The sequence below is a fragment of the uncultured Paraglaciecola sp. genome (assembly GCF_963977085.1).
Taxonomy (GTDB): domain Bacteria; phylum Pseudomonadota; class Gammaproteobacteria; order Enterobacterales; family Alteromonadaceae; genus Paraglaciecola.
In genome coordinates, this window is sequence record NZ_CAXBNC010000015.1 from 94,254 (window position 1) to 115,943 (window position 21,690).

At 39.3% G+C, this 21,690-nt stretch carries 20 protein-coding genes; 6 read left to right on the forward strand and 14 right to left on the reverse strand.

All coding sequences use genetic code 11. The features are described from left to right. Window positions 1–199 precede the first annotated feature (199 nt). From AAC000_RS16415 to AAC000_RS16460, 10 genes are all read right to left on the reverse strand, one after another. Complete coding sequence (locus AAC000_RS16415) at window positions 200–688, reverse strand: PIN domain-containing protein (RefSeq protein ID WP_339724123.1); 489 nt, start codon at window positions 686–688, stop codon at window positions 200–202. Beyond that, window positions 672–1,742 carry an XRE family transcriptional regulator gene (locus AAC000_RS16420; protein ID WP_339724124.1) on the reverse strand — a complete coding sequence of 357 codons (1,071 nt, stop codon included), beginning with the start codon at window positions 1,740–1,742 and terminating at the stop codon, window positions 672–674. The genes AAC000_RS16415 and AAC000_RS16420 overlap by 17 nt, the downstream gene beginning before the upstream one ends. A gap of 299 nt (window positions 1,743–2,041) precedes the next feature. Then, entirely contained in the window at window positions 2,042–2,662 is a 621-nt protein-coding gene (locus AAC000_RS16425) for a hypothetical protein (RefSeq protein WP_339724126.1), read from the reverse strand. A gap of 5 nt (window positions 2,663–2,667) precedes the next feature. Further along, entirely contained in the window at window positions 2,668–3,507 is an 840-nt protein-coding gene (locus tag AAC000_RS16430; RefSeq protein ID WP_339724127.1) for an HNH endonuclease, read from the reverse strand. Between the two features lie 2 nt (window positions 3,508–3,509). After that, window positions 3,510–4,454, reverse strand: coding sequence for a hypothetical protein (locus AAC000_RS16435; RefSeq protein WP_339724129.1), 945 nt, complete (start codon window positions 4,452–4,454; stop codon window positions 3,510–3,512). Window positions 4,455–4,507: 53 nt separating this feature from the next. After that, window positions 4,508–5,824 (reverse strand): hypothetical protein, encoded by a 1,317-nt coding sequence (locus tag AAC000_RS16440; protein ID WP_339724131.1) that lies wholly within the window; start codon window positions 5,822–5,824, stop codon window positions 4,508–4,510. Between the two features lie 12 nt (window positions 5,825–5,836). Next, window positions 5,837–7,348: a restriction endonuclease subunit S gene (locus AAC000_RS16445; RefSeq protein WP_339724132.1), complete on the reverse strand. Its 1,512-nt coding sequence runs from the start codon at window positions 7,346–7,348 to the stop codon at window positions 5,837–5,839. Continuing rightward, window positions 7,345–8,874 (reverse strand): N-6 DNA methylase, encoded by a 1,530-nt coding sequence (locus AAC000_RS16450; protein ID WP_339724133.1) that lies wholly within the window; start codon window positions 8,872–8,874, stop codon window positions 7,345–7,347. Before AAC000_RS16450 ends, AAC000_RS16445 begins: the two co-directional genes overlap by 4 nt. Before the next feature lie 218 nt (window positions 8,875–9,092). Continuing rightward, window positions 9,093–12,512 (reverse strand): type I restriction-modification system endonuclease, encoded by a 3,420-nt coding sequence (hsdR, locus tag AAC000_RS16455; RefSeq protein ID WP_339724134.1) that lies wholly within the window; start codon window positions 12,510–12,512, stop codon window positions 9,093–9,095. 196 nt (window positions 12,513–12,708) lie between these two features. Then, complete coding sequence (locus tag AAC000_RS16460) at window positions 12,709–13,791, reverse strand: hypothetical protein (protein ID WP_339724136.1); 1,083 nt, start codon at window positions 13,789–13,791, stop codon at window positions 12,709–12,711. 121 nt (window positions 13,792–13,912) lie between these two features. Between AAC000_RS16460 and AAC000_RS16465 the strand changes: the two genes are divergently transcribed. Both AAC000_RS16465 and AAC000_RS16470 read left to right on the forward strand, forming a co-directional pair. Further along, the gene (locus AAC000_RS16465) at window positions 13,913–14,212 is read left to right on the forward strand and encodes a hypothetical protein (protein WP_339724138.1); all 300 of its coding nucleotides are present in this window, start codon (window positions 13,913–13,915) and stop codon (window positions 14,210–14,212) included. Between the two features lie 227 nt (window positions 14,213–14,439). Then, window positions 14,440–14,775, forward strand: a complete 336-nt coding sequence (locus AAC000_RS16470; protein ID WP_339724139.1) for a hypothetical protein — start codon at window positions 14,440–14,442, stop codon at window positions 14,773–14,775. A gap of 81 nt (window positions 14,776–14,856) precedes the next feature. On the opposite strand, the gene AAC000_RS16475 is transcribed toward AAC000_RS16470, so the two are convergent. Continuing rightward, window positions 14,857–15,720 (reverse strand): YicC/YloC family endoribonuclease, encoded by an 864-nt coding sequence (locus AAC000_RS16475; RefSeq protein WP_339724141.1) that lies wholly within the window; start codon window positions 15,718–15,720, stop codon window positions 14,857–14,859. A 155-nt stretch (window positions 15,721–15,875) separates the two neighbouring features. Between AAC000_RS16475 and rph the strand changes: the two genes are divergently transcribed. Genes rph through tusA form a run of 3 tightly spaced genes read left to right on the forward strand, consistent with a single transcriptional unit; the run spans window position 15,876 to window position 17,493 of the window. After that, entirely contained in the window at window positions 15,876–16,589 is a 714-nt protein-coding gene (rph, locus tag AAC000_RS16480; RefSeq protein ID WP_339724143.1) for a ribonuclease PH, read from the forward strand. Window positions 16,590–16,598: 9 nt separating this feature from the next. Then, a complete protein-coding gene (gene pyrE / locus AAC000_RS16485; RefSeq protein ID WP_339724145.1) occupies window positions 16,599–17,240 on the forward strand; it encodes an orotate phosphoribosyltransferase in 642 nt (213 codons plus the stop codon). 1 nt (window position 17,241) lies between these two features. Next, complete coding sequence (gene tusA / locus AAC000_RS16490) at window positions 17,242–17,493, forward strand: sulfurtransferase TusA (protein WP_339724147.1); 252 nt, start codon at window positions 17,242–17,244, stop codon at window positions 17,491–17,493. Window positions 17,494–17,522: 29 nt separating this feature from the next. On the opposite strand, the gene AAC000_RS16495 is transcribed toward tusA, so the two are convergent. The 3 genes from AAC000_RS16495 to AAC000_RS16505 all read right to left on the reverse strand — a co-directional run bounded on the left by AAC000_RS16495 (window position 17,523) and on the right by AAC000_RS16505 (window position 19,839). Further along, a complete protein-coding gene (locus AAC000_RS16495; RefSeq protein WP_339724195.1) occupies window positions 17,523–18,212 on the reverse strand; it encodes a methyltransferase in 690 nt (229 codons plus the stop codon). A 271-nt stretch (window positions 18,213–18,483) separates the two neighbouring features. Beyond that, entirely contained in the window at window positions 18,484–19,029 is a 546-nt protein-coding gene (locus AAC000_RS16500) for a DUF1285 domain-containing protein (RefSeq protein WP_339724149.1), read from the reverse strand. After that, window positions 19,030–19,839 (reverse strand): DUF3014 domain-containing protein, encoded by an 810-nt coding sequence (locus tag AAC000_RS16505; protein WP_339724151.1) that lies wholly within the window; start codon window positions 19,837–19,839, stop codon window positions 19,030–19,032. 178 nt (window positions 19,840–20,017) lie between these two features. Here AAC000_RS16505 and AAC000_RS16510 point away from each other — a divergent pair, with 178 nt between their 5' ends. Next, window positions 20,018–21,250 (forward strand): sterol desaturase family protein, encoded by a 1,233-nt coding sequence (locus AAC000_RS16510; protein WP_339724153.1) that lies wholly within the window; start codon window positions 20,018–20,020, stop codon window positions 21,248–21,250. Window positions 21,251–21,690 lie beyond the last annotated feature (440 nt).

The window sequence follows — 21,690 nt, forward strand, 5'->3', positions numbered from 1 at the left end:
TGAGATTGTAAAAAAATCTGACAGTTTATTTTCACTATCTTATTGAACTCACATAACTTGTTGTTAGTTATTTAATGACTTATTTTATTCAATATTCGCGATCTGTTTGTTGTGTATGATTTAAATTGTGTTAAGTATCATATATTTATTTAGTGTTTTGCTGATTATTATGAGTTACTGTCACCAAATCTGTCACCTTCTAAATTCTATTTAATTCACGAAGTTTTAATTCGGCTTTGTCCCAAGGTAATCTCCTACCAGCATCTTTCATTTTGTCGTAGGCAATTCTTGCTAACTCTGCTGTGATCAATTCATGTTGAACTAGTTGTGTTATTAGCCATATAGTGCCCACCACTACTACCGCCTCGTTTTCTGCTGCGATGCGAAGATCTCTGTCTCCTGTTAGTAGTGGGCATTTTTCTTGTTTAGCTAAAGCGAGAGCAAAACAATCATTTCTACTAGGTTTTTTGTATTGTTGTGTGAGGTCTATGCCATACTTGAGAGTTTGGCCACTGAGTTCATCCAACCTCAAACCTAGTCCAATTAAATGCTCGTGCTCCTCCTCCATTTCTTCGTAAAATAGAATGTCAGGGATTGAAAATATATAGGGTAACTTAAACATTTCCTCAAGTAGTTCGCCTTCTTCTATATCTATTAAGATATTGGCATCACTAATGAGAACTTGCATTCACAGCTCCTAACTTGCGTTCTTTATGAAAGCGAGTTAATGACATTTTTAACAATTCTGCAGCTTTAGACTCACCGATATAGTTTTCACCAAGGGCACGATATACCAGTTGTTTATACAGAAAAGTTAGTTCATTCGGGTACGGGTCACCTGGCTCTTCAGTTCGCCAACGCAACTTATTAAATTCAATGTAGTAGCTTTTCTGTAGCGATTGAGAAATGATGCCTAATTGTCCTGCTCGAACTAGAATTCCCATCATACTTAAGCCAAATTCATGCTTGAGCATGTAAAGCTCCCGACGCTCTATGGCCCGACGCTTAGTACCAAGATGATTTATCATTGCACGTTGAGGAATGAGAAAGGCACCTGCAAAATGGTTACAAGCTTTTTCTTCTTCTAAATCATTAGACAAACGCCCATGTAAAACTAAATGACCCAATTCGTGAGCTAGAGTAAAACGTTGTCGATCGCCGGGCTGATGAGTAGACACAACAATCACAGGTGTATCGTCTATATTGCCAGCTAAACCATCAAATTTATTGTTAACTTCTACTGGTGTACAAATAACCATAATGCCTTTAGATTCAAGTGTATCAATCATATCGTGGATAGGATTAAAGCCTAATTTCCATTCTGTGCGCATTTGGTCGGCAATATCTTCTATTGCGTCTAGTGTCTCTACTTTATCGGGGAGATTTGCTGGTAGGGAAAATTTAGGTACAGGTCGCACCGAATCAGGGTAAAGCTCTAATAATTCAGCCCATTGTTCAGCCTGATCATGTACATCTGCACTGATGCGATCTAAGGTTTTTTTAGGTGTACTTGCACGCTTTCGATATTCTACTCCAGACAGCTCAACCTTAGTGGGGCGAAAAAAATATTCAGAACGTACGCCAAGTGCCTTAGATAATTTATACAATTTTCCTGAAGAAGGCATATTCTCGCCATGTTCATATTTTTTAATCGCATTTGCTGAAACACCTACCTCTTTTGCAAGGGTACTCATAGAAAGACCAGCCGCTTTTCGTGCTCGATTTAAACGTTCGGCAAACATAATACCCCTCCCACAAGGTTTATAAAATATTCATTAATTTAAAAAGTATAAACCCAATGGTTTTTTTTGTCGATGTTATTCTATTCTCTAAAAAATAAACACTGTGCGGTTTCATAAGAAGTTAGCTAAATATATTTACAAATCTCGAGATTATTAACACACTATGGGCAAGTGGATTGGAAGTATGCCCGGTCGGCGTTATAGCCTCAGTGAGTTGCATTGGGGTTTTTCGCTTTTTAACCTCTTAGAATATGAAATGAAATTTCTCTCACCATTTAAATTAAACGAACGGATCATTTCTATAAATTCAGTTTCGGTAAGATATCTCTATATAAATCTCTTATTCGCACAATATCTTTATTAACATGTTCATTGCCAGTCAACGTAGCTAAATGAACAGCGGTTACCATAACCAAACCATTAGAGCTGATAACAATTTGTTTAACTAAGACAACAGGATACCCCTCACGATGGCGCTTCATTGCATGAATGCCACCGTGCACAAATGAGCTAGATGCTTTCCATGTCACTTCCCTAAACTCTTTCAGCAAACGTGTTGCTTCTGCAGGTGCGTTTTTTTCTATTTGCTTCATCATCTCTGCATGCGACGGTAAGCCATTATCGGCATTAGTCGTATCATTTGTCAGGTCTTGCATGATCCGTTCAACTTTGCTGTCAGTAGCGGCCCACAGTAGCCAAACCGAACGGGTTAACGCATCAAATTGAAGCCTTAACATAGAGAATGCAGAAGTGAAATTACCGATTTCCATTAAGCTTTGTAGCGAATGAGCGTGTTCTAAAGCCACATCACACATTACCCAACTTCCAGACCAACGTTTGTCATTTTGATTTGGGCCAACAGCAAGAATAGGGCTAATTTCGTTTATTAATAAATTAGATTTAGTTAGTAATGTTTCCACTATTTTTAACTACTTACTTTACTCAAAAAAGCCGTTCTGAGTGCGCTAGCGTTTTCGCTGAAGTGAGCTTCTCTATGATGGTTTGGGCAAAGTGCTATGACGTTACTAATATGGTCAATTCCTTCTTCAGACAAAGGAATAATATGATGACTTTCAAGGTACAAGGCGCCTGAATTGGTTCTAAATCCTTTTTCGCCACAGTGTTCACAACTCCCTTTAGCGCGGAACAGAACTTGGTCTCTAACTGCTTTACTTCTTGGATATACGAATGAAGTTGACTCAATCTTTTCAGGTTGAATAATTTCAAGTTCACGTAATGTAAACTGGTCAATATATGGAGCAGCTATTTCGCCTCGTTGTAAAATGCAATTACCATCTCCGTCGTATTCCTTTATAAACCAGTTTATCGGGTCTAAATGCCGTCTATCAGCGGTCGATTTTTCACCTTCTTTCTTAAGTTTAGGATTCTCGTCACAGATAATCACCCGAACTGCGGTTTTTAATCGAGCGGCATTCTGCAATGAGAAATCCATATTATAAGCTCGACGTTTTTTTATTCCTTTTAACTCTTCAGCCGCTTGGCGCATGTTTAATTTCTGAACCACTACTCCATCTAACACTTCGCAATTATCAAACCAAAGATTTAACACAGTAATATTTTCTGGTTTATCTTCAAAGAACCATTCATAACAGTACTTGGGATTCATCGAGGCCTTTTCAGCGCCGCCTTTAAAGTTCGCCCAGTCACTAACATCAATACCTGCTTCTTCAACAAGTTCTATGATTTTTCTATGTGAGGTTGGTTTTAAATCGATTAACTGTTGGTCTGAATTTGAAATTTCCATTACTAATTTACATCCTTTATAAGGTTTATCTTTTTCCTAAAAAAATCTACAACATCAGCATGGAAATCTTCATGACCAGAAGTGCAGCGCATATAGCCTTTTTCATTTAAGTCTAACCATTTACACAGAGCAAAAGGAATGGCGGCCCCTCGTTCGGTATCCATGCCTTCTAGATATTTTTCTGGTATTTCTACAAAGTCAGAGACTATCCATGTCTTAACGGCAGGTAGGCTTATTCCGCCATATTGTTCAGAAAAATCATAACTAAGTAACTTTTCACCCGAACACATATCTAGTATCCACTTGTAGTCGACAGTCTTACCTGCGACCAATAAACCATGTTTATAAAATAATGAACAACAAGCAGCAAAATAGGCCCTAGCCTTCCAGTAGTGAATCCCCCACCGACCTAGTAAGTGATATTTATAAATTTTTCGTTGGTTTAGTTCACCAATGCATTCGGCGATAACAAATATAGAGTCGTCATCATTTCTCATTAAGTTTTTGTTTGATGTTAATGCATAGGCAAATAACTTATCTTTTGGTGTGTTTTTTAACAATTCGACTAAATATTGTTCAAACTCTTCTGGGTGTTTATAAAAGTCTGGTATGTCATAAATCTCTTTCGAGCTTCCTTCTAACCAGTCTTTTTTTACACCAAACAATACAACAGCATCATTGATTATTTCGGGGGTGATTTTGTCTAATAGTTTTTCATCTGACCCGCATGTAGCTATATCTAAGCCATGGCCAAAAAATTCAGGGATTTGATTGCGGTGAACACCGTGGGATTCAAATAAAGCGACTAAACGAGTGGCGATAGTTTCGGGTATATCTTCAGCTTGTTTAGCTTCTTTTTCTGATGGGGCTTTCCTAAAGAAACGATAGACAGCAATTGATGTCCCAATGCAGGTACAAATAACAGCAACTATTTTAATGAAATCCATATTTCAATAAATCCCTTGAGATAACTTCACAAACGCACTAACAGATATCAATCTTAACGATAGCTGTGATCATCCGGATGAGCGGCTTCAGCTCTTACTTCAATATATTCAGGTGAACCAAAACCATTTGCGCCAATTAGTGGCTTATACGAAAGTGTAAATTGGACATCAATTGTATCCCCACTAAACATTTTATCTTCTTGGTTAGTACCTGAAACGGAACCTGACATATTGACAGAACATGTATTGTTTTTGGCATCAAAATTCATATCATTAACTACAAACTCATTAATTTCATCAAAAATAGCATTTGTCGCTGCCATTTCGCTATTCACTTGATCTAATTCCAAAATCTCAAAACCATTTTCTTCAATGTAGCTAACGGCTTCTTCTTTCAATGAATCACTAGGAATTAGCTTGCAGTGATCTATTGTTTCAAATACTTGAATTACGAAATCAAACAATTCACTTTCATCAATTACTTCTGAACCATCTTTATCTAAAATACTTTCTAACTGATTTATAAAATCTGAAGAGTCATATACAACAAATGACAAATCAGACAAAGTTGCTTGAGTGAAGTTGTTGTCTGTAATGAGTTTTTCAGCGTTGGAATAACCAAAGGTTATTGCTATTACGTTTGCTAAAGTGTCAAGCTTGAGGATATAGCCCAGTTCTGCAAGATCTTCAGATAGCCTATAAATATATTGGTAAGCTGTTGGAAAGCGTAAGGTAGCCAGTTCATTTATATGACGGGATTTTGTCAATTCATGGGAATGCTTTTCTTTCTCAGCGGAACGCTGCTGTTTTTCTAACTCTAATTTAGCAGTCTTTTCTTTAGAGCTTTCTTGCTCTGCGCGGGATGCTGCTTCTTTGGCTTCTGCAGCTAAAATTTCAGCCTCAGATTGTTTTTTCTCGACTTCAGCTTCGGCTTTCTTTGCCTCAGCTTCTTTTTGTTCTAACTCATATTTAATTTTCTGGCCAAGGTAATCATTATTAGGATTTGACTTATATTTTTCTTCATTGAGTTTAGCTAATTTTATTTCTTTGGTGATATCTGTATCAACCACTTCATTATGACGCAGTAACTCTGCATGTCTTTTAGTTTTTTGCGTTAAAATATTTAGATACGGTAATCCGAAAACATATATCAGTGCCACCAACAATGGCCAAAGCCAAAACTGATAATCAGAAATATTAGTGGTGTCTTGGAACTGCTTTAGGCGTATAGGTAGTTCTCCTTCCCCCCAAAAAAGCAATAGGAATCTATCCCAATTAAATAAGATCCAAGCGCTGATAAAGGCACCAATCACAGGGCTAGTCATTTTTAGTTGATTGTCTTTCGCCCAGTTAGTTAATATATCCTTCATTAATTCTACTCCTTAAATTATGCTGCTTTTTGTCTTTCTTTTTACCTTGGACTTTGCTGCCACATTGTCCAAATTAGCTTTTATTCCGGCCAATAACTCACTTGCAGGCTCATCATTTGAGTCTTGTGGTACAAGCTCACCGCGGAAGGCTTTGGCTAAAATGGATTGGGTTAAGCGGTTAGTTCTGGCTTTGGCATCTTTGTATTGCTTTTCAACGGTATCAGCCATGGTGAATAAAGATTCAACTCGACGGACAATTTCTTGTTGCTCCATTAATGGGGGGAGAGGTACCGTAAAATTTTTCATTTTACCAATGCCCAAATCTGGAACTCCAACGCTTTGAACGCCATGACTAGCCTGCTTTAGAATTGTTTCACAATTCATTGTTAATATTAGAAAAGCGCTGTCCATAATTAATTTATATGGATTAACAACTGCCATAGCATGGCTTATTCCATAATCATGGGGCTTTGGTAATAAAACTGATTTTCCAATTGTCCCAATTCTGGTAAAAGCAAACGTTCCTTCAACTATCTCATAACGTGTTTTCTGCTTTTCTACTTCTTCAGCAGTTACTTTTTTTCCTTTACTAAAATTCAATTTATTAATATTTATTATATTTTCACTTGAAATAAATGCTTTACCTTCAACAACATAGCTTGGCATTCTGTGAGAAGGATTAGGATCAACAACCTCAGCAATATTCTCTAAAGATAATGAAATCCAAGTAGGTATCATAGAATCTACAAAGTTAGGTTCTGGAAACTTTTTTAGCCAAGTAGTGCTCTTGGGTGTTTTTCCTTTTCGTTTAAATTCAGCATGCCTTGCTTCAAGCCAATTATCATAGATATTCTGACGTAACAGTTCAAAATCATAAGCCGATTGAGAGTTAGAAATACGCCATTCTTTGGTCAACTCACCAGAAGTCGCTGCGGCGAGGACGGATTGGCGGAAGCGTTTTAGTATGTTGGGGATTTTGTCAAGGCGTGCTTGGGCGGCATCTACTTTCGCTAACATTGAATCGAGTTTATCGGCGATACGGATTTGTTCGTTTTTAGGTGCTAAAACAAATGGCAGCGTTTTCGCTACAGCTCCAGATAACTCTTTGAAAGTTGTGCCAGTACCCATACTTTCAGCTATGTGTTTAATGCTTTTTAGATAATAGTACGTATAAGAAGAATTCAGCCCCTTAGGTAAAACGAAATTTTTGAACCCTTGGTTAGTCGCAATTTCATTTTCCGCAATTACGGTATAACCAATAGGTGCCCTGCTGCTAAATAAAATAGTCCCTTTCGGCATTAATTTAGCCGAGCTAGATTTGAGCCCTTGTGGACTTAAATCTCTAGAACCATGAGAAATTGATTTCTTACCATATTTACTTAAATCTGCTGGCGTCAACCAAGCAATTCCTTTTCCTGGCTCAGCAAAATTGGATTTATCGCCAGCTTTTGGCGTTCCACCTGCTACTACAGTAGTTACATCGCCAATTTTTGTTTTAACCCACCCTTTAGGCAACTCACTCACAGAGTCACCTCATCGGTTTCTTCTGCCGCGCCTAGCTCTACCAATATGGATCTTAGCTCTAACATAGCGCCAGCCATTTCTTCTATAGCTTCGTTTATCAATACATCTGGTTCAGGCAAAGTACTGGCATCGTCAGTTTTGTCGTCGCGGATCCAAGCTAAATCAAGTGAATCGTCTTTATTGGCGATTTCTTCTCGTGTGAAACAACGCAGTCTACAGGTATCGACATTGCCTATTTCACTTCCGTTATTGTGGGTGGATATAAATTTTTTGCGTGCATTTTCATCTACTGTAGATAAATCGTTACCCACAGCGTCGAAGAATTCTTTGAAATGGTCATGCCCCAATACCGTGCGTTTACCAAACATGGGCATGTTTGAGCGTAAATCGTACACCCACACGTTTTTAGTTTGTGCTTTGTCATGTTTGACATCCGTTGGTTTTGAGAAAAACAGTACGTTGGTTTTAACGCCCGCAGCGTAAAAAATGCCGGTAGGTAAACGTAAAATTGTGTGTAAGTTACATTTTTCCATTAAGTCGTTACGAATGGTTTTACCTATGCCACTTTCAAATAATACGTTGTCGGGCAATACTACGGCGGCACGGCCACCGGGTTTTAGCATTTTATGGTACATCAGGTGTAAAAAGGCCAGTTGTTTATTACTGGTGTAATGCACTAGATCGTCGCGGGTGGGAATACCACCGCCCATTTTTGTACCAAAGGGCGGGTTAGCCAATATTAAGGTAGCTTGTGGTAAGGCTTTACCTTCGTTTGACAAGGTATCGCCAAATAAAATGCCGGCGTTTTCATCATCTACTGCTATGTCGTGCAGCATTAGGTTCATCATGGCTAGGCGGCGTGTATCGGGTACTAGCTCCATACCAAAAAAGGTACCGTGCTGGTATTTGTCGTAGGCCTTTTCGTTTAACGACATGATGTCGTTGTTTTGTTTTATATGATGGTGAGCACTGATTAAAAAGCCACCTGTACCCGCAGTTGGGTCAACTATTACGTCGTCTAATGTTGGGTTCATTAACTCAACCATGACGTTGATTAATGTACGTGGGGTAAAGTATTGGCCTGCCCCAGACTTTTTCTCGCTGGCGTTTATTTCTAACAGCCCTTCGTACATGTCGCCTAAGCCTTCGGCCTTAGCGCTGTACCAGTCTAGTTTATCTACTTCAGTCACTAACTTACTTAAGGTGGCGGGTTTACGAATAACGGTACTGGCGTTGGCGTAAATCGCTTTGGTGATTTGTGAGCCGTGGGAGCCTAAGTGAATCAGTAATTTTTTGTATTCTTCTAAGCGTGATGCGGCATCGTAGTTTTCTAAGTCTTTCCAGCGGTAGCCCTCAGGAATACGTACTTCACCCGATTGGCCGTCGGTTTCGGTATCGGTTTCTTGCACCATTTTTAAGAAAATAAGGTAGGTGAGCTCGTTAATGTATTCGTGATAAGTCACGCCGTCATCTCGTAATAAGTTACATAGGTTCCAGAGTTTAGCGACTAGGTCTTGGGTGCTCATGTGTGTTCTCTATTTTTAATTAGATAGTAGGTCGTACAATTGACTATTGTGGTAATAAGTTCGACCTTAATAAAAGGGTGAATAACCAAATTTTCGACTAGCTCGTGGTTATAAGTTTTAGATTGTGCGCTTTAGTTTATATGCACACATTTTCTTGTTTTCTTGTGCATATAGCAATGACATGCACACTTATTTGATTTATGTGTGTATGTAAGCCATTAACTTGCCCATAAGCCTTGATTAAAATCTGCCAAAATTTGCGTGATAGGTTGTTCAAACAGTTTATTGGCTCGTTTAATGCCGCCCAGTTGTTGTTTAAATATGCCGCTATCAAGTGCAGTTTCGTCCACTATTGTGGTGGCCTTCATTTGTTTAGCGATGGCTTGTAACCATTGTTTTTGTGGTGTTTTCCAGTTTTGGCTAGCGAGTATTTTATCAAGGGCATTGTCTACTCTGGTTTCGAAGGGAATGAGTGCCTCGCCAATGGCTGCTTGGCGAATAAAGCCAATAATGCGTGCGGCTATTTCTTCGTTTTTAACTTCTTGCCAAGCTGTGCGTAGGTCTTGCTCTCTGAATTTATTTTTTTCTAACTCAAAGGCTAATTCTTTTAGGCTTTGGCGGGTTAATTCCCATGGCCGTTGGATCACAGTTTGAATGGCAACCAAGCGATTACTGTTAGCGTTGACAAAGTCTTTAAAGGCTTTGAGATAATCGTCTGGTTTTTGCCCGTCACCATAGCCATGGGTTATGTCGGTTATTTCATCTTCGTGGCCTGATATCACAATAGGTTTTGTGCCTGCACCACCGCCAGTTACTTTCATATCAAGTAATTCACCCAAACCAGGATGACTAACAAACCACTCTGCCACCTCTTCTAGTTTCATGGCTTTTAATTCTTGAGCGAATTCTTGCGGTGGTTTACCCACAATACGTTCAAAGTTGCTTGCTTGTAGATCGGTTAAATGGCGCTTTTTACTTTGTAGTTTTGCTAAAAATTGGTTTTTAGCCAACTGCTGTAAATCTTCTGATGACGAATGGGCTAACTCTTGTTCTAGCTTGGTAAAAGTTATATCAACGTTAGTCACAACGGGCTTCATACCGTTGACTTGTTCGAGTTGTTTATAAATATCCACCGCGTCATAAATACGAAAGGTTTCTTTGCTTATTTCATCACAACGCCTTGTTGCACGGCCTAACATCTGTTCAAACAAAATACGGCTATTGACCCGCCGCAAAAACACTAAATTACAAATAGCTGGCACGTCTATACCGGTAGTGAGTAAATCAACGGTGACGGCGATATTGGGTAGGCGGTCATTTTTGTAGCGTTTAATTTTGTCTAAGGGTTTGTCACTTGCGCCGGTGATTTTTTGAATGGCGTCGTCGTCAATTTCACCATGGTAGTTTTCGCATGCTTCTTTAAGGGCTTCGACTACTTGGTCGGCATGTTTGTCAGTGACACAAAATATTAAGGTTTTAGCCGGTGAATAAGGGTCTATGGCATCACTTTCAATCAGCCACTTGGTGACTTCGGTGGTGAAACTAGGCGAGATAACCTTACGGTTAAACTGAGATACATCAAAGTCTAACTCGTCGGGTGTATTAAATATTTCAATGTTGTTATTTTTTAAATCATAAACTTTAACCTCTTCATTAACGTCGTAATGAATACCTTGTTCAGCTAATTTGGTATGAATGCGAATAGGCGGTAAATGATCGGTTAAATAGCCGTCGATAACGGCATCGGTATAACTATAGCTGTACACAGGCTCACCAAAAATATCCACTGTGTGTAATGCTGGCGTGGCCGTTAAGCCAATTTTAAAGGCGTCGAAGTATTCGATAACTGCACGGTATTTTGATTGGTAATCTTTTTGATCACGAAATTCTATTTCGGTATCGCTAAGCTCTCTATCAAGCAAGTAGCCACGGTGGCACTCATCTACGACTATGCAGTCGTACTGGCCCACACCCGGTTTATTATCGTTGTCGTTAGGGTAAAGAATGCGTTTCACTAGGCCCTGCACTGTTGCTACATGTACTTTGGTTTCGTCTTCTGGTGTTTTGCCTACGGGTTTATTTAACTGCATACCCATGACTTCAAAGGTATCAGCAAAAGTTTGTAAGTTTTCCATACGTACTTCGGAAAAATCGTCGCTGGCTTGTATACCGAGTGCAGAGCGGTCAACTAAAAAGAGAATACGCCTGAAACGTTCTGATTTTAGTAAACGATAAACTAATGCAATACAGGTTTTGGTTTTACCTGTACCGGTAGCCATGGCCACCAAGGCTCTAGATTCGCCCTTTTTAATGGTTTGCTCAATTGCCTTAATAGCATCAATTTGATAATCCCGTAACTTTAAATCGTAGCCAAAGTCCATTTCATCAAGTTTTTGATCTGCCTCTTGTGGTGTTTGTTTTAAATACTTTTTAATTTCAGTTGGCGAATACCAGCCTTTTAATGCCTTGCGGCGATTGCTGTTATCACGCACATCTAAAAACCAAATGCCGCTTTCTTGTTCGAGTTGTTTTAAATAGGCTCGGCCATTAGTGGCAAAGGTAAGGGGCACTTTAAATTCGCCCCACGACTCTTCCATCTCAAAATCACTATTGCCAGTTAAGCCATTTGCATAACGTTTTGCTTGGTCAATTGCCGAGTAAACATTTTTACTGCTTCGCTTGGCTTCAACTGTAGCAACAGGCGTTAGCCCCAAGAACAACACGTAGTCGGCAGGGCCAGATTCGGTTGGCCATTCGGCAATGGCCTTATTTTTGTTGAGCTCTGGTTTAGTGCCTTTTGAATAACGAAGATTAGTAGTATCAGCTTGCCAGCCTGCTTCATTAAGCTGTTGATCAATTAAGATACGTGTTGATTCTTCGTCAAGCAGAAAGTTTGACTGTTCAACTTGCTGGATAATGGCGGTTTGTTTGTCTTTTTCTAGTTGAGCAAAATCACTTATGTATTGTGTATTGGCCTCTACAGCCTGCTGGCTTAATTTGCCAATTGTGTTCTCTTGCTCTTGGGCTAGCGACTCCCAAATGGCTTTTTCTTCAGCCATGCTATCTGCTCGGAGTTTTTCAGCATTGGCTTTTTCTTCTGTTACCTTGTTTAACTTCTCAACCACAAGTAAACGGTCTGAAGAACGTTGAGATTCAATTTTTAAGGTGTCTAACTTTTCTTCAAGCTCGCGAACATAAGCAGAAGGGTCAACAGGCTTAACAAAGGCCTTAAACTTAAACCCCTTGGCTTTATCGCCGCCAAAGGTAACGTGGTACCAACTACTTAACGCGCAGCCCACTTGCATACACTTTAAGGCGTCGCGATGAGAAGATGAAATGTATTCATGATTGGCAATATTGCCCAATTTACGAATGGTATGAAAAGCATCTTTAACGTTTTCAGCAAGTTTGAGGGTGTATTCTAGATCGTTCAATAAATCGATTTGTTTAACTGATTTGCCATAATCGACACCGACACGGGCAGCAATATTTTGCGCTAACGCTTCGCCTAACTGTCGCATCTTGATTAAAGAAGTATTTGGGTCTGAGGCGTAACAACGTTCAGCAGTTTCAGCTAAACGGAATAACAATTCATCATGGTGTTTAAGAAACTCAAAGTTACTGACAAATGAAGGCATACAACGTCCGTTTATAATCCTTAGAATTTTCAACAAAGAGTACAAAAATTCACGAGATTAGTAAGGTGCTATAGATGGGACAATTAGTCAAATTAATTGGATTAAGTCAAAGGCTTATCGGTTGTTAGTTTATGGGGGCATGTTTATTAGATATTATTATTTTGAAACTGTAACTCAATCAAGTCGTCAGCTAAATTTAAGGCCACCAAATTGAATTATGCAAAGGATAGTTTGAATCTAACTTTTTTTTGAATAAACTGAACGGCCTAAATTTATTATATTGATGGGCAGAGAGATACTCACGAAGAGCAATAGTGTCAGTAAGATTTTCTGTGAAGATATGCAACCTTCCTAAAGCAATTGCAGGTATATCTTTAGATGACGTATTGTTAACTTCAAAGTTGCTTACAACTGTGAACTGACGATACCTATTTGAAATATTAGTTACTAAACAATCAGGCCAATCTGTCAAACGGCCATTGATTTTAAGTTGTGTTTTTACACCCTTTAGCTTTTTGCCAATTAATCTAAACTTTTTACCTATGCTTTCAATCAAATAATGAAATTGCACAACCTCTTTTAATTTAGAATCGATAGCTTTACAGCGGCTATACTGCTTTGCATTTCTGGCAATTTCTAATGATGTTAGATATTTTGATTTTTGACTCATCAGTTCTTCAACTATATCGCTAGGCTGTAATATGGTTCTTGTAAAATATGGCTTTAAGACTATTCCCAAACTATGCTGTTCAATTTTATTACCGGCGCAATAAGGTGATAATTCTCCATCAATTATTTGCATAATTGGAGACCGAAAATATTTAGGGCTATTTTTACTTAAAGTCTGTTTGTATGAGTACAGCTCATTCAAATGACGAGTAATTCTAGGCTGAAAGCCTATGATTAGTTTGGGGCTGAGTGGATGAACAAACTTAAAAATGTTTTGAAATAATTTGACTTCGTAGTTCATTTTTCGGATCTTCGATAAATCCTCATGTAAGCATCGTTCCTCGATTTGGTTTACTAATCCAAACTTATTCCCATGTTCAAGTTTAATACGGCGTCTTTCTGTTCTTCTTGTTTCTAATAAAAGTTGATAAGCACCCTTCCCATACAGTGAATCAACAATATTATTCTTATCCTTCCAAATAACTTGGGTTTCTTTCCTTGCATTAGAGGAAGCAACGTACGACTCATCTAAAAATACTGTCTTAGATTTTATTTGATTCAGTAATTTTTCAAAACTCCTACTTTCGTGGATTTTATGTAGTTGTAACATGATTTTTTGCTATGTAAATAAAGGCTATTAACAATATACACTTTTATTATGTTTGCCAGAAATGGATCGCTAAACTTATTCCATCAAGTAAAGCTAATGCACCAAACAAATAGAGAAAACCATGATAAGTGCAAAATTAATTGCTGATGAAATTCCAGGTCGTTATAGATTGTTGGTCATCGATGAATTTGGAATAGACATACATTCGGTTGATACGCTTGGATTAAAAATCACGTTCAATCTTATAAGTGGAGATGAAATTTTCAACTCTATGGCTGATGTGATTATCAAAGTTGTACTCAACAAGTTATTAGAAGTCAGTGTAAGTCACCAATCAGACACGTTTTTGAAAACCTGGCAAACCTTTCGAGAGTTATACAAAGAAGGTGTGCCACTTGAATCAATGACAGCAGTGCACTAACTGAAGCTACAAATATTAGTCAATCCCCAGCGGGCGGTGGGATAAATAACACCCGCAGCCATACCTAACTTGGTCTCGCCCTCTGTAAGTGGGGTTCTACAAGTGTGTTTGAAGTGTTTGGCCACAGCGAATAGGGGCTTTGGTCAAACAGGATTTCACTAGGCGAGTGGTCGACGGCGGGAAAGACCGCAATATTTTTTTAATAGTTAAAATAAAAGGAAATACTCATGTTAAATCGTCAAATTGAAAAGAAGTTGATTGAAAAGTTAGGTCACCCGGTTCGCGCTGTAAAAAAGGTTAGTGCATGGGCACTGAATTCAAATAATGATGTAGTAGTCGAAACAAACTATGAAACTAGAGATACTGGATCTCATGCAAGTATTTGGCTGCCAGCACAGTATTTGAATAAGTGTAATAATTTTACTGTTGTACAATATCCAGAAGGAAAAGGTCGCCACAGTAACACCTATCCCTCAAAAGGCTTAGAAAGGGATAAAGCCGCTATCAAAGTAAAACTAACTAGCATGACTGAAGCTGAAAATTTACTATCAGCTATTGTTTAACTCTATCGGGTGCTAATTGTGAATTAGTACCCGATTTTATTTAGGCCAAGGTATTACTATTCTCAATTAGTTATATTTTAACTACTCAATATTCGCAATTTGCTCACGCATTTGCTCAATTAACACTTTAAGCTCTACAGCTGATTGGGTGATATCGGTGTTGATAGATTTAGATCCTAAGGTATTCGATTCGCGGTTAAACTCTTGCATCATAAAATCGAGTCTGCGGCCAACTGCGCCGCCCTTTTTGAGGATTTTTCGGGTTTCGCCAATGTGGGATAATAAGCGGTCTAGTTCTTCGGCTACGTCGACTTTTTGTGCCAGCATCACCATTTCTTGTTCAACCCGGGTTGGGTCTAAATCAATTTTGGCTTCTTCGAAGCGAGTTTGGATTTTTTCTCGTTGCCATTTGATTACGTCTGGCATGTGAGCTGTGACTTTCTCAACTTCAAGGTTAATGCCGTCTAAACGTTGTTCAATCATGACCTTGAGGTTGCTGCCTTCTGTGGCTCGGGCTGCGATAAAATCTTTGAGGGTTAGGTCAAATTCAGCCAGTACATCGGCTTGAATGCCATCCATGTCAGCTTCTTCGGCTGAAATAACCCCAGGCCAGCGTAATACATCTAAGGGGTTTACACCGGCAGATTGGCCGTGTGATTGCACCCAATCTGCAGCGTGCATAACTTGTTTAGCAAGATCTTCGTTTAGGTTGAGTTTACCTACCGCAGCATCGTTAGCGACAAAACGTAATGAACATTCAACTTTGCCACGTTGTAACTGTTTACGAAAACGTTCCCGCAACACAGGTTCCATACTTTTAAATTGTTCGGGAAGACGGAAATAGGTTTCTAGAAATCGTTGGTTAACGGAACGCATTTCCCACACGGCTGTGCCCCAATTGGCTTTAAGTTCACGGCGGGCAAAAGCTGTCATACTGTAAATCATTGAATTCTTCCTAGGTCTTAGTTCTGGGTATTATACCCCTGTTGTGACTTGGGGCGAGTGTGTAAAGTGATTAATTGTTTTAGAAAGGCTTAAAACGCAAGAAAATTTACTTGGAAGTCTTTATAATTCCGCGCACTATTATTTAGGAGAGCAACATGCGTCCAAGTGGAAGAACCGCCAGTCAAATTCGCCCCGTTACTATTACTCGCAATTTTACCTGCCATGCAGAAGGCTCAGTGCTGATTGAGTTTGGCAACACTAAGGTATTGTGTAATGCCTCAGTGACCGAAGGTGTGCCACGTTTTATGAAAGGCCAAGGTAAAGGTTGGGTAACCGCAGAATATAGTATGTTGCCAAGAGCTACACATACTCGTTCAGATCGCGAAGCCGCGCGTGGTAAACAAGGTGGGCGTACTTTAGAAATTCAGCGTTTAATCGCACGTTCATTGCGCGCCGCAGTAGATCTAAAATTATTGGGTGAAAATACCATTGTTGTTGATTGTGATGTTATTCAAGCTGATGGTGGTACACGTACCGCTTCTATTACAGGGGCCTGCGTAGCACTCGCAGACGCGTTAACTTGGATGCGCGCTAAAGGTATTTTAAAAGCGAATCCAATCAAACACATGATTGCTGCTTTGTCTGTAGGAGTTTACAAAGGGGTAGCGATTGCTGACTTGGAATACCTTGAAGATTCGGATGCTGAAACTGACATGAACGTTGTCATGACCGACACTGGCAAATTCATCGAAGTACAAGGCACTGCAGAAGGCGAACCCTTTGATTTAGAAGAGCTAAATGAAATGTTGGAACTGGCCAAAAATGGTATTCGTGAATTATTTGATGAGCAAAAATTGGCTTTGAATTAGGACCATATAATGCAAGATTATCAGCGCAATTTTATTGAATTTGCACTCGCTCGTAATGTTTTAAAATTTGGACAGTTTACGCTTAAGTCTGGTCGAGTGAGTCCCTACTTTTTTAATGCAGGGTTATTTAATACTGGTGGTGACTTAGCCAAGCTTGGCCAGTTTTATGCGCAAACTTTGCAAGCATCCGGTATTGATTACGATGTGTTGTTTGGACCCGCTTACAAAGGGATCCCTATAGCAACAACCACGGCTGTCGCCTTAGCTGACAAACATAATGTAGATAAGCCATATTGTTTTAACCGCAAAGAAGCGAAAACCCATGGTGAAGGGGGCAATCTTGTTGGTAGTCCCTTAAAAGGTAAAATCATGCTGGTGGATGACGTCATTACCGCTGGAACGGCTATTCGTGAATCAATGCAATTGATTGCTGCCAATAATGCTCAACTTGCTGGTGTTTTGATTGCCCTTGATAGGCAGGAAAAAGGCCAAGGTGAATTGTCGGCTATTCAAGAAGTTGAGCGTGACTTTGATACCGAAGTGGTGTCTATCGTTAGTTTGGCCGATTTGGTGGATTACTTGAGTGACAAAGCCGATATGGCTGAGCATTTAGCTAATATCAAACAATATCGTTTGGACTACGGGATCTAGAGTGAGTCTGCCTTGCCCATTTGAGTCAGCTAATTATCAATTGGATGCGATTGGATTGCGCTGCCCAGAGCCGGTAATGATGGTGCGCTTAAAAATTCGCGAAATGCAAGTCGGTGAAACTGTCACAGTGATAGCCGACGACCACTCTACTACTCGAGATATCCCCAGCTTTTGTCGCTTTATGGAGCATGAATTGCTGGATTCTCAAAGCGTCACCTCACCCTATCGTTATCTGATCAAAAAAGGCCGCTAATATAGCGACCTTTTTTATTTTGATTAGTTTTAATTGGGTTTACGAAACTTAATAGTCCAGCGGTCTGTATTGCCTGTGACAGATTTAACGCCTACTTCGTAACGTAACTCATCGTCTGCGCGGTAATGGATATCGGAATAATCAACAAACTCAAAGCCTGCTTCTTGAATTTCTTTGATTGCCAAAACCGGATCAACACGGCGGCGATTCGCTGAGTTTGGTTCTTCCATATGGCGTGCGGTATGGTCTACTACTGCATAAACTCCACCTGGTTTGAGCGCTTCAAAGGCCAACTTGTTCATATTACGACGGCCTTCCTCTTTAAAGTTATGGTAATTTCGAAAAGTCAGTACCATATCCAAACCATTTACTTCAAAAGGTACAAAATTTTCGCCATTTTTACGATTAATATTGACATTTTCACCAATAATTTTGATCTTTTCAAACCCTGGTTCTTTTATTAAATCACTGATACGACCGGTTCCGATTGCCGCATAATACTGGCCTTTTTCGCTCACAACTGGCGCCAAAATTTTAGTGTACCAACCACCACCGGGAATGAGTTCGAGAATTTTCATATCATCCCGTAAGCCAAAAAATTCTAGAGTTTGCAGAGGTTTTCGGTTTCTGTCACGGTCGGTTTCAGCTTGGGTTCTGATTTCAGCTTTTAATGCTGATTTGATTTTTTCAGCAGTAGCGTCAAAGTTATCCGCCGCCATTACATTAGCGCTTATCGTAAGTAGTAGTATGGGTAGAAGTTTCTTCACTGATGTTCCTCCATTTTTAGTTATGTTATTGCAACGCAATACCAGACCGTTGCAATAATACATTTGTTTCAAATTCAATAAACAACTTACTGATGTGTGTAAATCAAGCCATCTAGCCTCACAACTATACTGCCTCAATCTGTCAATTTGATTACCACCGTGGCTATTTATAGCTGTCCTGAAGGTACTTATTATTAAGGGGGGTAGAATTTAAAGGCAAGAGTTATAACTCTCCTAGGCTAAAGCAATAGTCACCACTGTTAAGCGTTAAATGTTGCTTGCCCTCTAACTCTTTTTCTACTCCCATTTCAGCTAGTTGGTAAAATACATTCTGGTGGAGGCGAGCCCATAGATTTCTACGCACTAACGCATAAGGTAGATATACAGCGGTTTTTTTGTCTGCAAATAATTGTATTGGATTGTCTGAACTGACAATTAATACATCATCTGTATTGGTTGTTAGTGCTAACTTACCGTCTTCTTTTTGCCATTGAGTAATGATAAAAGGGACGTCTTCGACTTTAATACCTACCTTTTCTACGGGAGTAACTAAAAAGTAACTATCATCTTCACGTTTTAAAACACTGGCAAACAGTTTCACTAAGGGTTTGCGGCCAATGGGCGTACCCATGTAAAACCATGTACCATCATGTTTTATTTGTATATCAATGTCACCACAAAAGTCAGGGCTCCATTTATCAATAGGCGGCAACGCCGCATTTTGTGAGCTGATTTGTTGTTGAAATGCACCTAAATCGAAGGTTGTCATTTAAAGCGTTTCTTTAATCTCACGTAATTTAGCTTTAATACGGCGCATGTTTTCTGGCCCAGTACGCAACAATTGTTTTTGAGGAGCGGTTAACGACTCTAGCTGACTATCCTTAAATTTGTACATTACACTGTCTGTGTACACTTCGACTGGAAAAGGTACTTCTGGGGTATCTAACAATACATCTATTGCCTCTTTCAACTTCTCTTCAAAATTGTCGGATGGGCTGGCAATTTCAGAAAATATTTTTTCTATGGCCGGTTTGTATTCTTGATACAACTGCAATAACGACGTTGTCTCGAGAGACTCAAACACTTCTACGTAAGGGGCATAACGTTTGAAACTTGCAGGGTCAATCCATTCTTTATCGGCTTGCCTATAGGTGCGAAATGGTTTCTCTGGCTTAACTAAAACCCTGTTGTTAGCCGCTATGCCTTCATCAGCTAAGGTGTTGGTCATGATAACAAAGCGTTCTAGTAGTGCATCATCAATCAATAAACGCGCAAATGCATCATAGTCAGATAAGGTCAATAATTTGGTCTTTACGGTGCCATCGCTAATATCTAATGGTTCAGGCTCTGGGATGATTTCAGGTTCAAGTGTTTCCTCTACTGGTTCGGGAATAACTTCAGCAGGTTGCTCTTCGATAACAGGTTCAATTATGGGGTCAATCACTGGGGAGACAGGCGCTACAACAACAGGCTCAGGCTCTGGTTCGCTGGGCCAAAGCACCACGGCCAAAATTATAGCTAAAACAATTGCACCTATAGTGAAATGCGGAACTAACGATTTTTTCGATTCTTCGTTCATGATTTTCCTATTAACTAAATGCCTTTATTTACAGAGTCACTTCAGCCTACTCAAATATCTACCTAAATGATACGTGAACATTATAAAAAAATGTAATTGTATTCATAACTGGACTGACCACAAATAGACAATTAGACTGAATGGGTCACTCGTTTATTTTAAGACATGTGGAAGCCATTTGAATATTATTTTATATGCGGTGCCGTTTTTTTTCCTGCTGATTTTAATCGAATTATTGTTAGAAAAAGTGAAAGGCACAGATTACTACCGTGTTAACGACAGTATTAATAGTTTAACTGCGGGTGTGTTAAGCAGAATGACTGGCATTATTAAGTTGTTACTTCCTTTAACTATTTACGTGTTAGCCCATGAGCAGTTGGCTTTGTTTCAGCTGCCATCGACTTGGTGGATGTGGCTGAGTGCGTTTTTGTTGTATGATTTTTTCTATTACTGGAATCATCGTCTGGGACACGAAATGAATATTTTGTGGGCGGCTCACGTGGTGCATCATTCAAGTGAAGAATATAATTTAACGACAGCATTGCGGCAAAGTAGTAGTAGCTTTTTCAGTTGGATTTTTTACTTACCTATGGCGTTATTGGGTTTTGAACCCAAAGTATTAATTGCGGTGGGCTCCTTAAATCTTATCTACCAGTTTTGGGTGCATACTCGGCACATTCCCAAGTTAGGTTGGTATGAGTGGGTATTTGTTACTCCTTCAAACCATAGAGTGCATCACGCGCAAAATCAAATCTATATTGATCGTAACTATGGTGGCGTGTTTATCCTTTGGGATCGCCTATTTGGTTCATTCCAAGAGGAGTTAGACGAAGACAAGCCCATTTATGGTATTCGCAAGGCCTTAAAAAGTTGGAATCCACTATGGGCTAACGTGCATGTATACAGCCAATTATTTAAAGACTGTTGGCATACAAAACGTTGGCAGGACAAACTTCTTATTTGGTTTAAACGTACTGGATGGCGACCTGCTGATGTTGAGCAAAATTATCCTCTCAGTAGGGTTGACCTGAGTCAGTTTAAAAAATTCGATATTCAGCTGTCGTTATCTAATAAACTCTACAGTCTATTGCAATATTTGTTGATCGTGCTCATTGGTTTGTTACTGATGATGAATGTCGAAGTGCTTATTGTAGTTGAGCAAGTTTTAATTGTGCTCTTTGTTTTTTTTGCCAGTGTCTCCGCAGGTTTAGTCTTAGAGAACAGTCCTAAAGCTATGTATTTAGAGTGGCTAAAGTACGCTGTAATTCTGGGCACTTTAGCACTGTATGTGTTACCTGATTGGCTTGAATGGACTCTTGGTGTATGGGTATTGTTTAACGCTTTGTTTTTGTTCTTTAAAAAGAATGAAATTATTAACTCAGCGGAACCTATGCTCGAAGTGAGTAGCTGAAGCGTCAAAAACAGCCATTGAAAAATTTGCGGCGATTGTCGATTAGGCAGGGTTGCAATGTGATTGCGGTCAGCGAATGGTACTAAACTTCAATCCATATTGGTGGTTCATGCGGGTAATTTCACCTAAATCATAAAGTTTCTCTAACTCTAGGAAAAACTGTTGTTTAAAAGAGGCGTTATTGGAGGTTATTGAAAACCCACAAATTCACGTTTCTAATGGGTAAAAATGCTGTTTATGTCCATCAACAAAAACTTAGTTTCTACAGCATTTCATGACGTTAGGATTTTAGAAAAGCTAAACTCTATTTGATAGTTTATGAAGAGGTATGGCAAATATGAACCCAGACTTTTAAAGCTAGTTAAATACCTAAAATAAAGCAGCAGATAAGCGGGCACTAATGGCCCTATCTACTTATCTAAAATTATGACTGCTGGGGG

Bases quoted from the DNA above. Each gene is read 5' to 3' on its own strand.
- pyrE (WP_339724145.1), top strand. From the start codon at position 16,599: ATGCAAGATTATCAGCGCAATTTTATTGAATTTGCACTCGCTCGTAAT.
- AAC000_RS16505 (WP_339724151.1), bottom strand. From the start codon at position 19,839: ATGAACGAAGAATCGAAAAAATCGTTAGTTCCGCATTTCACTATAGGT.
- AAC000_RS16420 (WP_339724124.1), bottom strand. From the start codon at position 1,742: ATGTTTGCCGAACGTTTAAATCGAGCACGAAAAGCGGCTGGTCTTTCT.
- AAC000_RS16500 (WP_339724149.1), bottom strand. From the start codon at position 19,029: ATGACAACCTTCGATTTAGGTGCATTTCAACAACAAATCAGCTCACAA.
- AAC000_RS16415 (WP_339724123.1), bottom strand. From the start codon at position 688: ATGCAAGTTCTCATTAGTGATGCCAATATCTTAATAGATATAGAAGAA.
- AAC000_RS16440 (WP_339724131.1), bottom strand. From the start codon at position 5,824: ATGAAGGATATATTAACTAACTGGGCGAAAGACAATCAACTAAAAATG.
- AAC000_RS16495 (WP_339724195.1), bottom strand. From the start codon at position 18,212: ATGGCGGCGGATAACTTTGACGCTACTGCTGAAAAAATCAAATCAGCA.
- AAC000_RS16470 (WP_339724139.1), top strand. From the start codon at position 14,440: ATGTTAAATCGTCAAATTGAAAAGAAGTTGATTGAAAAGTTAGGTCAC.
- AAC000_RS16460 (WP_339724136.1), bottom strand. From the start codon at position 13,791: ATGTTACAACTACATAAAATCCACGAAAGTAGGAGTTTTGAAAAATTA.
- hsdR (WP_339724134.1), bottom strand. From the start codon at position 12,512: ATGCCTTCATTTGTCAGTAACTTTGAGTTTCTTAAACACCATGATGAA.
- AAC000_RS16475 (WP_339724141.1), bottom strand. From the start codon at position 15,720: ATGATTTACAGTATGACAGCTTTTGCCCGCCGTGAACTTAAAGCCAAT.
- AAC000_RS16465 (WP_339724138.1), top strand. From the start codon at position 13,913: ATGATAAGTGCAAAATTAATTGCTGATGAAATTCCAGGTCGTTATAGA.
- AAC000_RS16450 (WP_339724133.1), bottom strand. From the start codon at position 8,874: ATGAGCACCCAAGACCTAGTCGCTAAACTCTGGAACCTATGTAACTTA.
- AAC000_RS16435 (WP_339724129.1), bottom strand. From the start codon at position 4,454: ATGGATTTCATTAAAATAGTTGCTGTTATTTGTACCTGCATTGGGACA.
- AAC000_RS16430 (WP_339724127.1), bottom strand. From the start codon at position 3,507: ATGGAAATTTCAAATTCAGACCAACAGTTAATCGATTTAAAACCAACC.
- rph (WP_339724143.1), top strand. From the start codon at position 15,876: ATGCGTCCAAGTGGAAGAACCGCCAGTCAAATTCGCCCCGTTACTATT.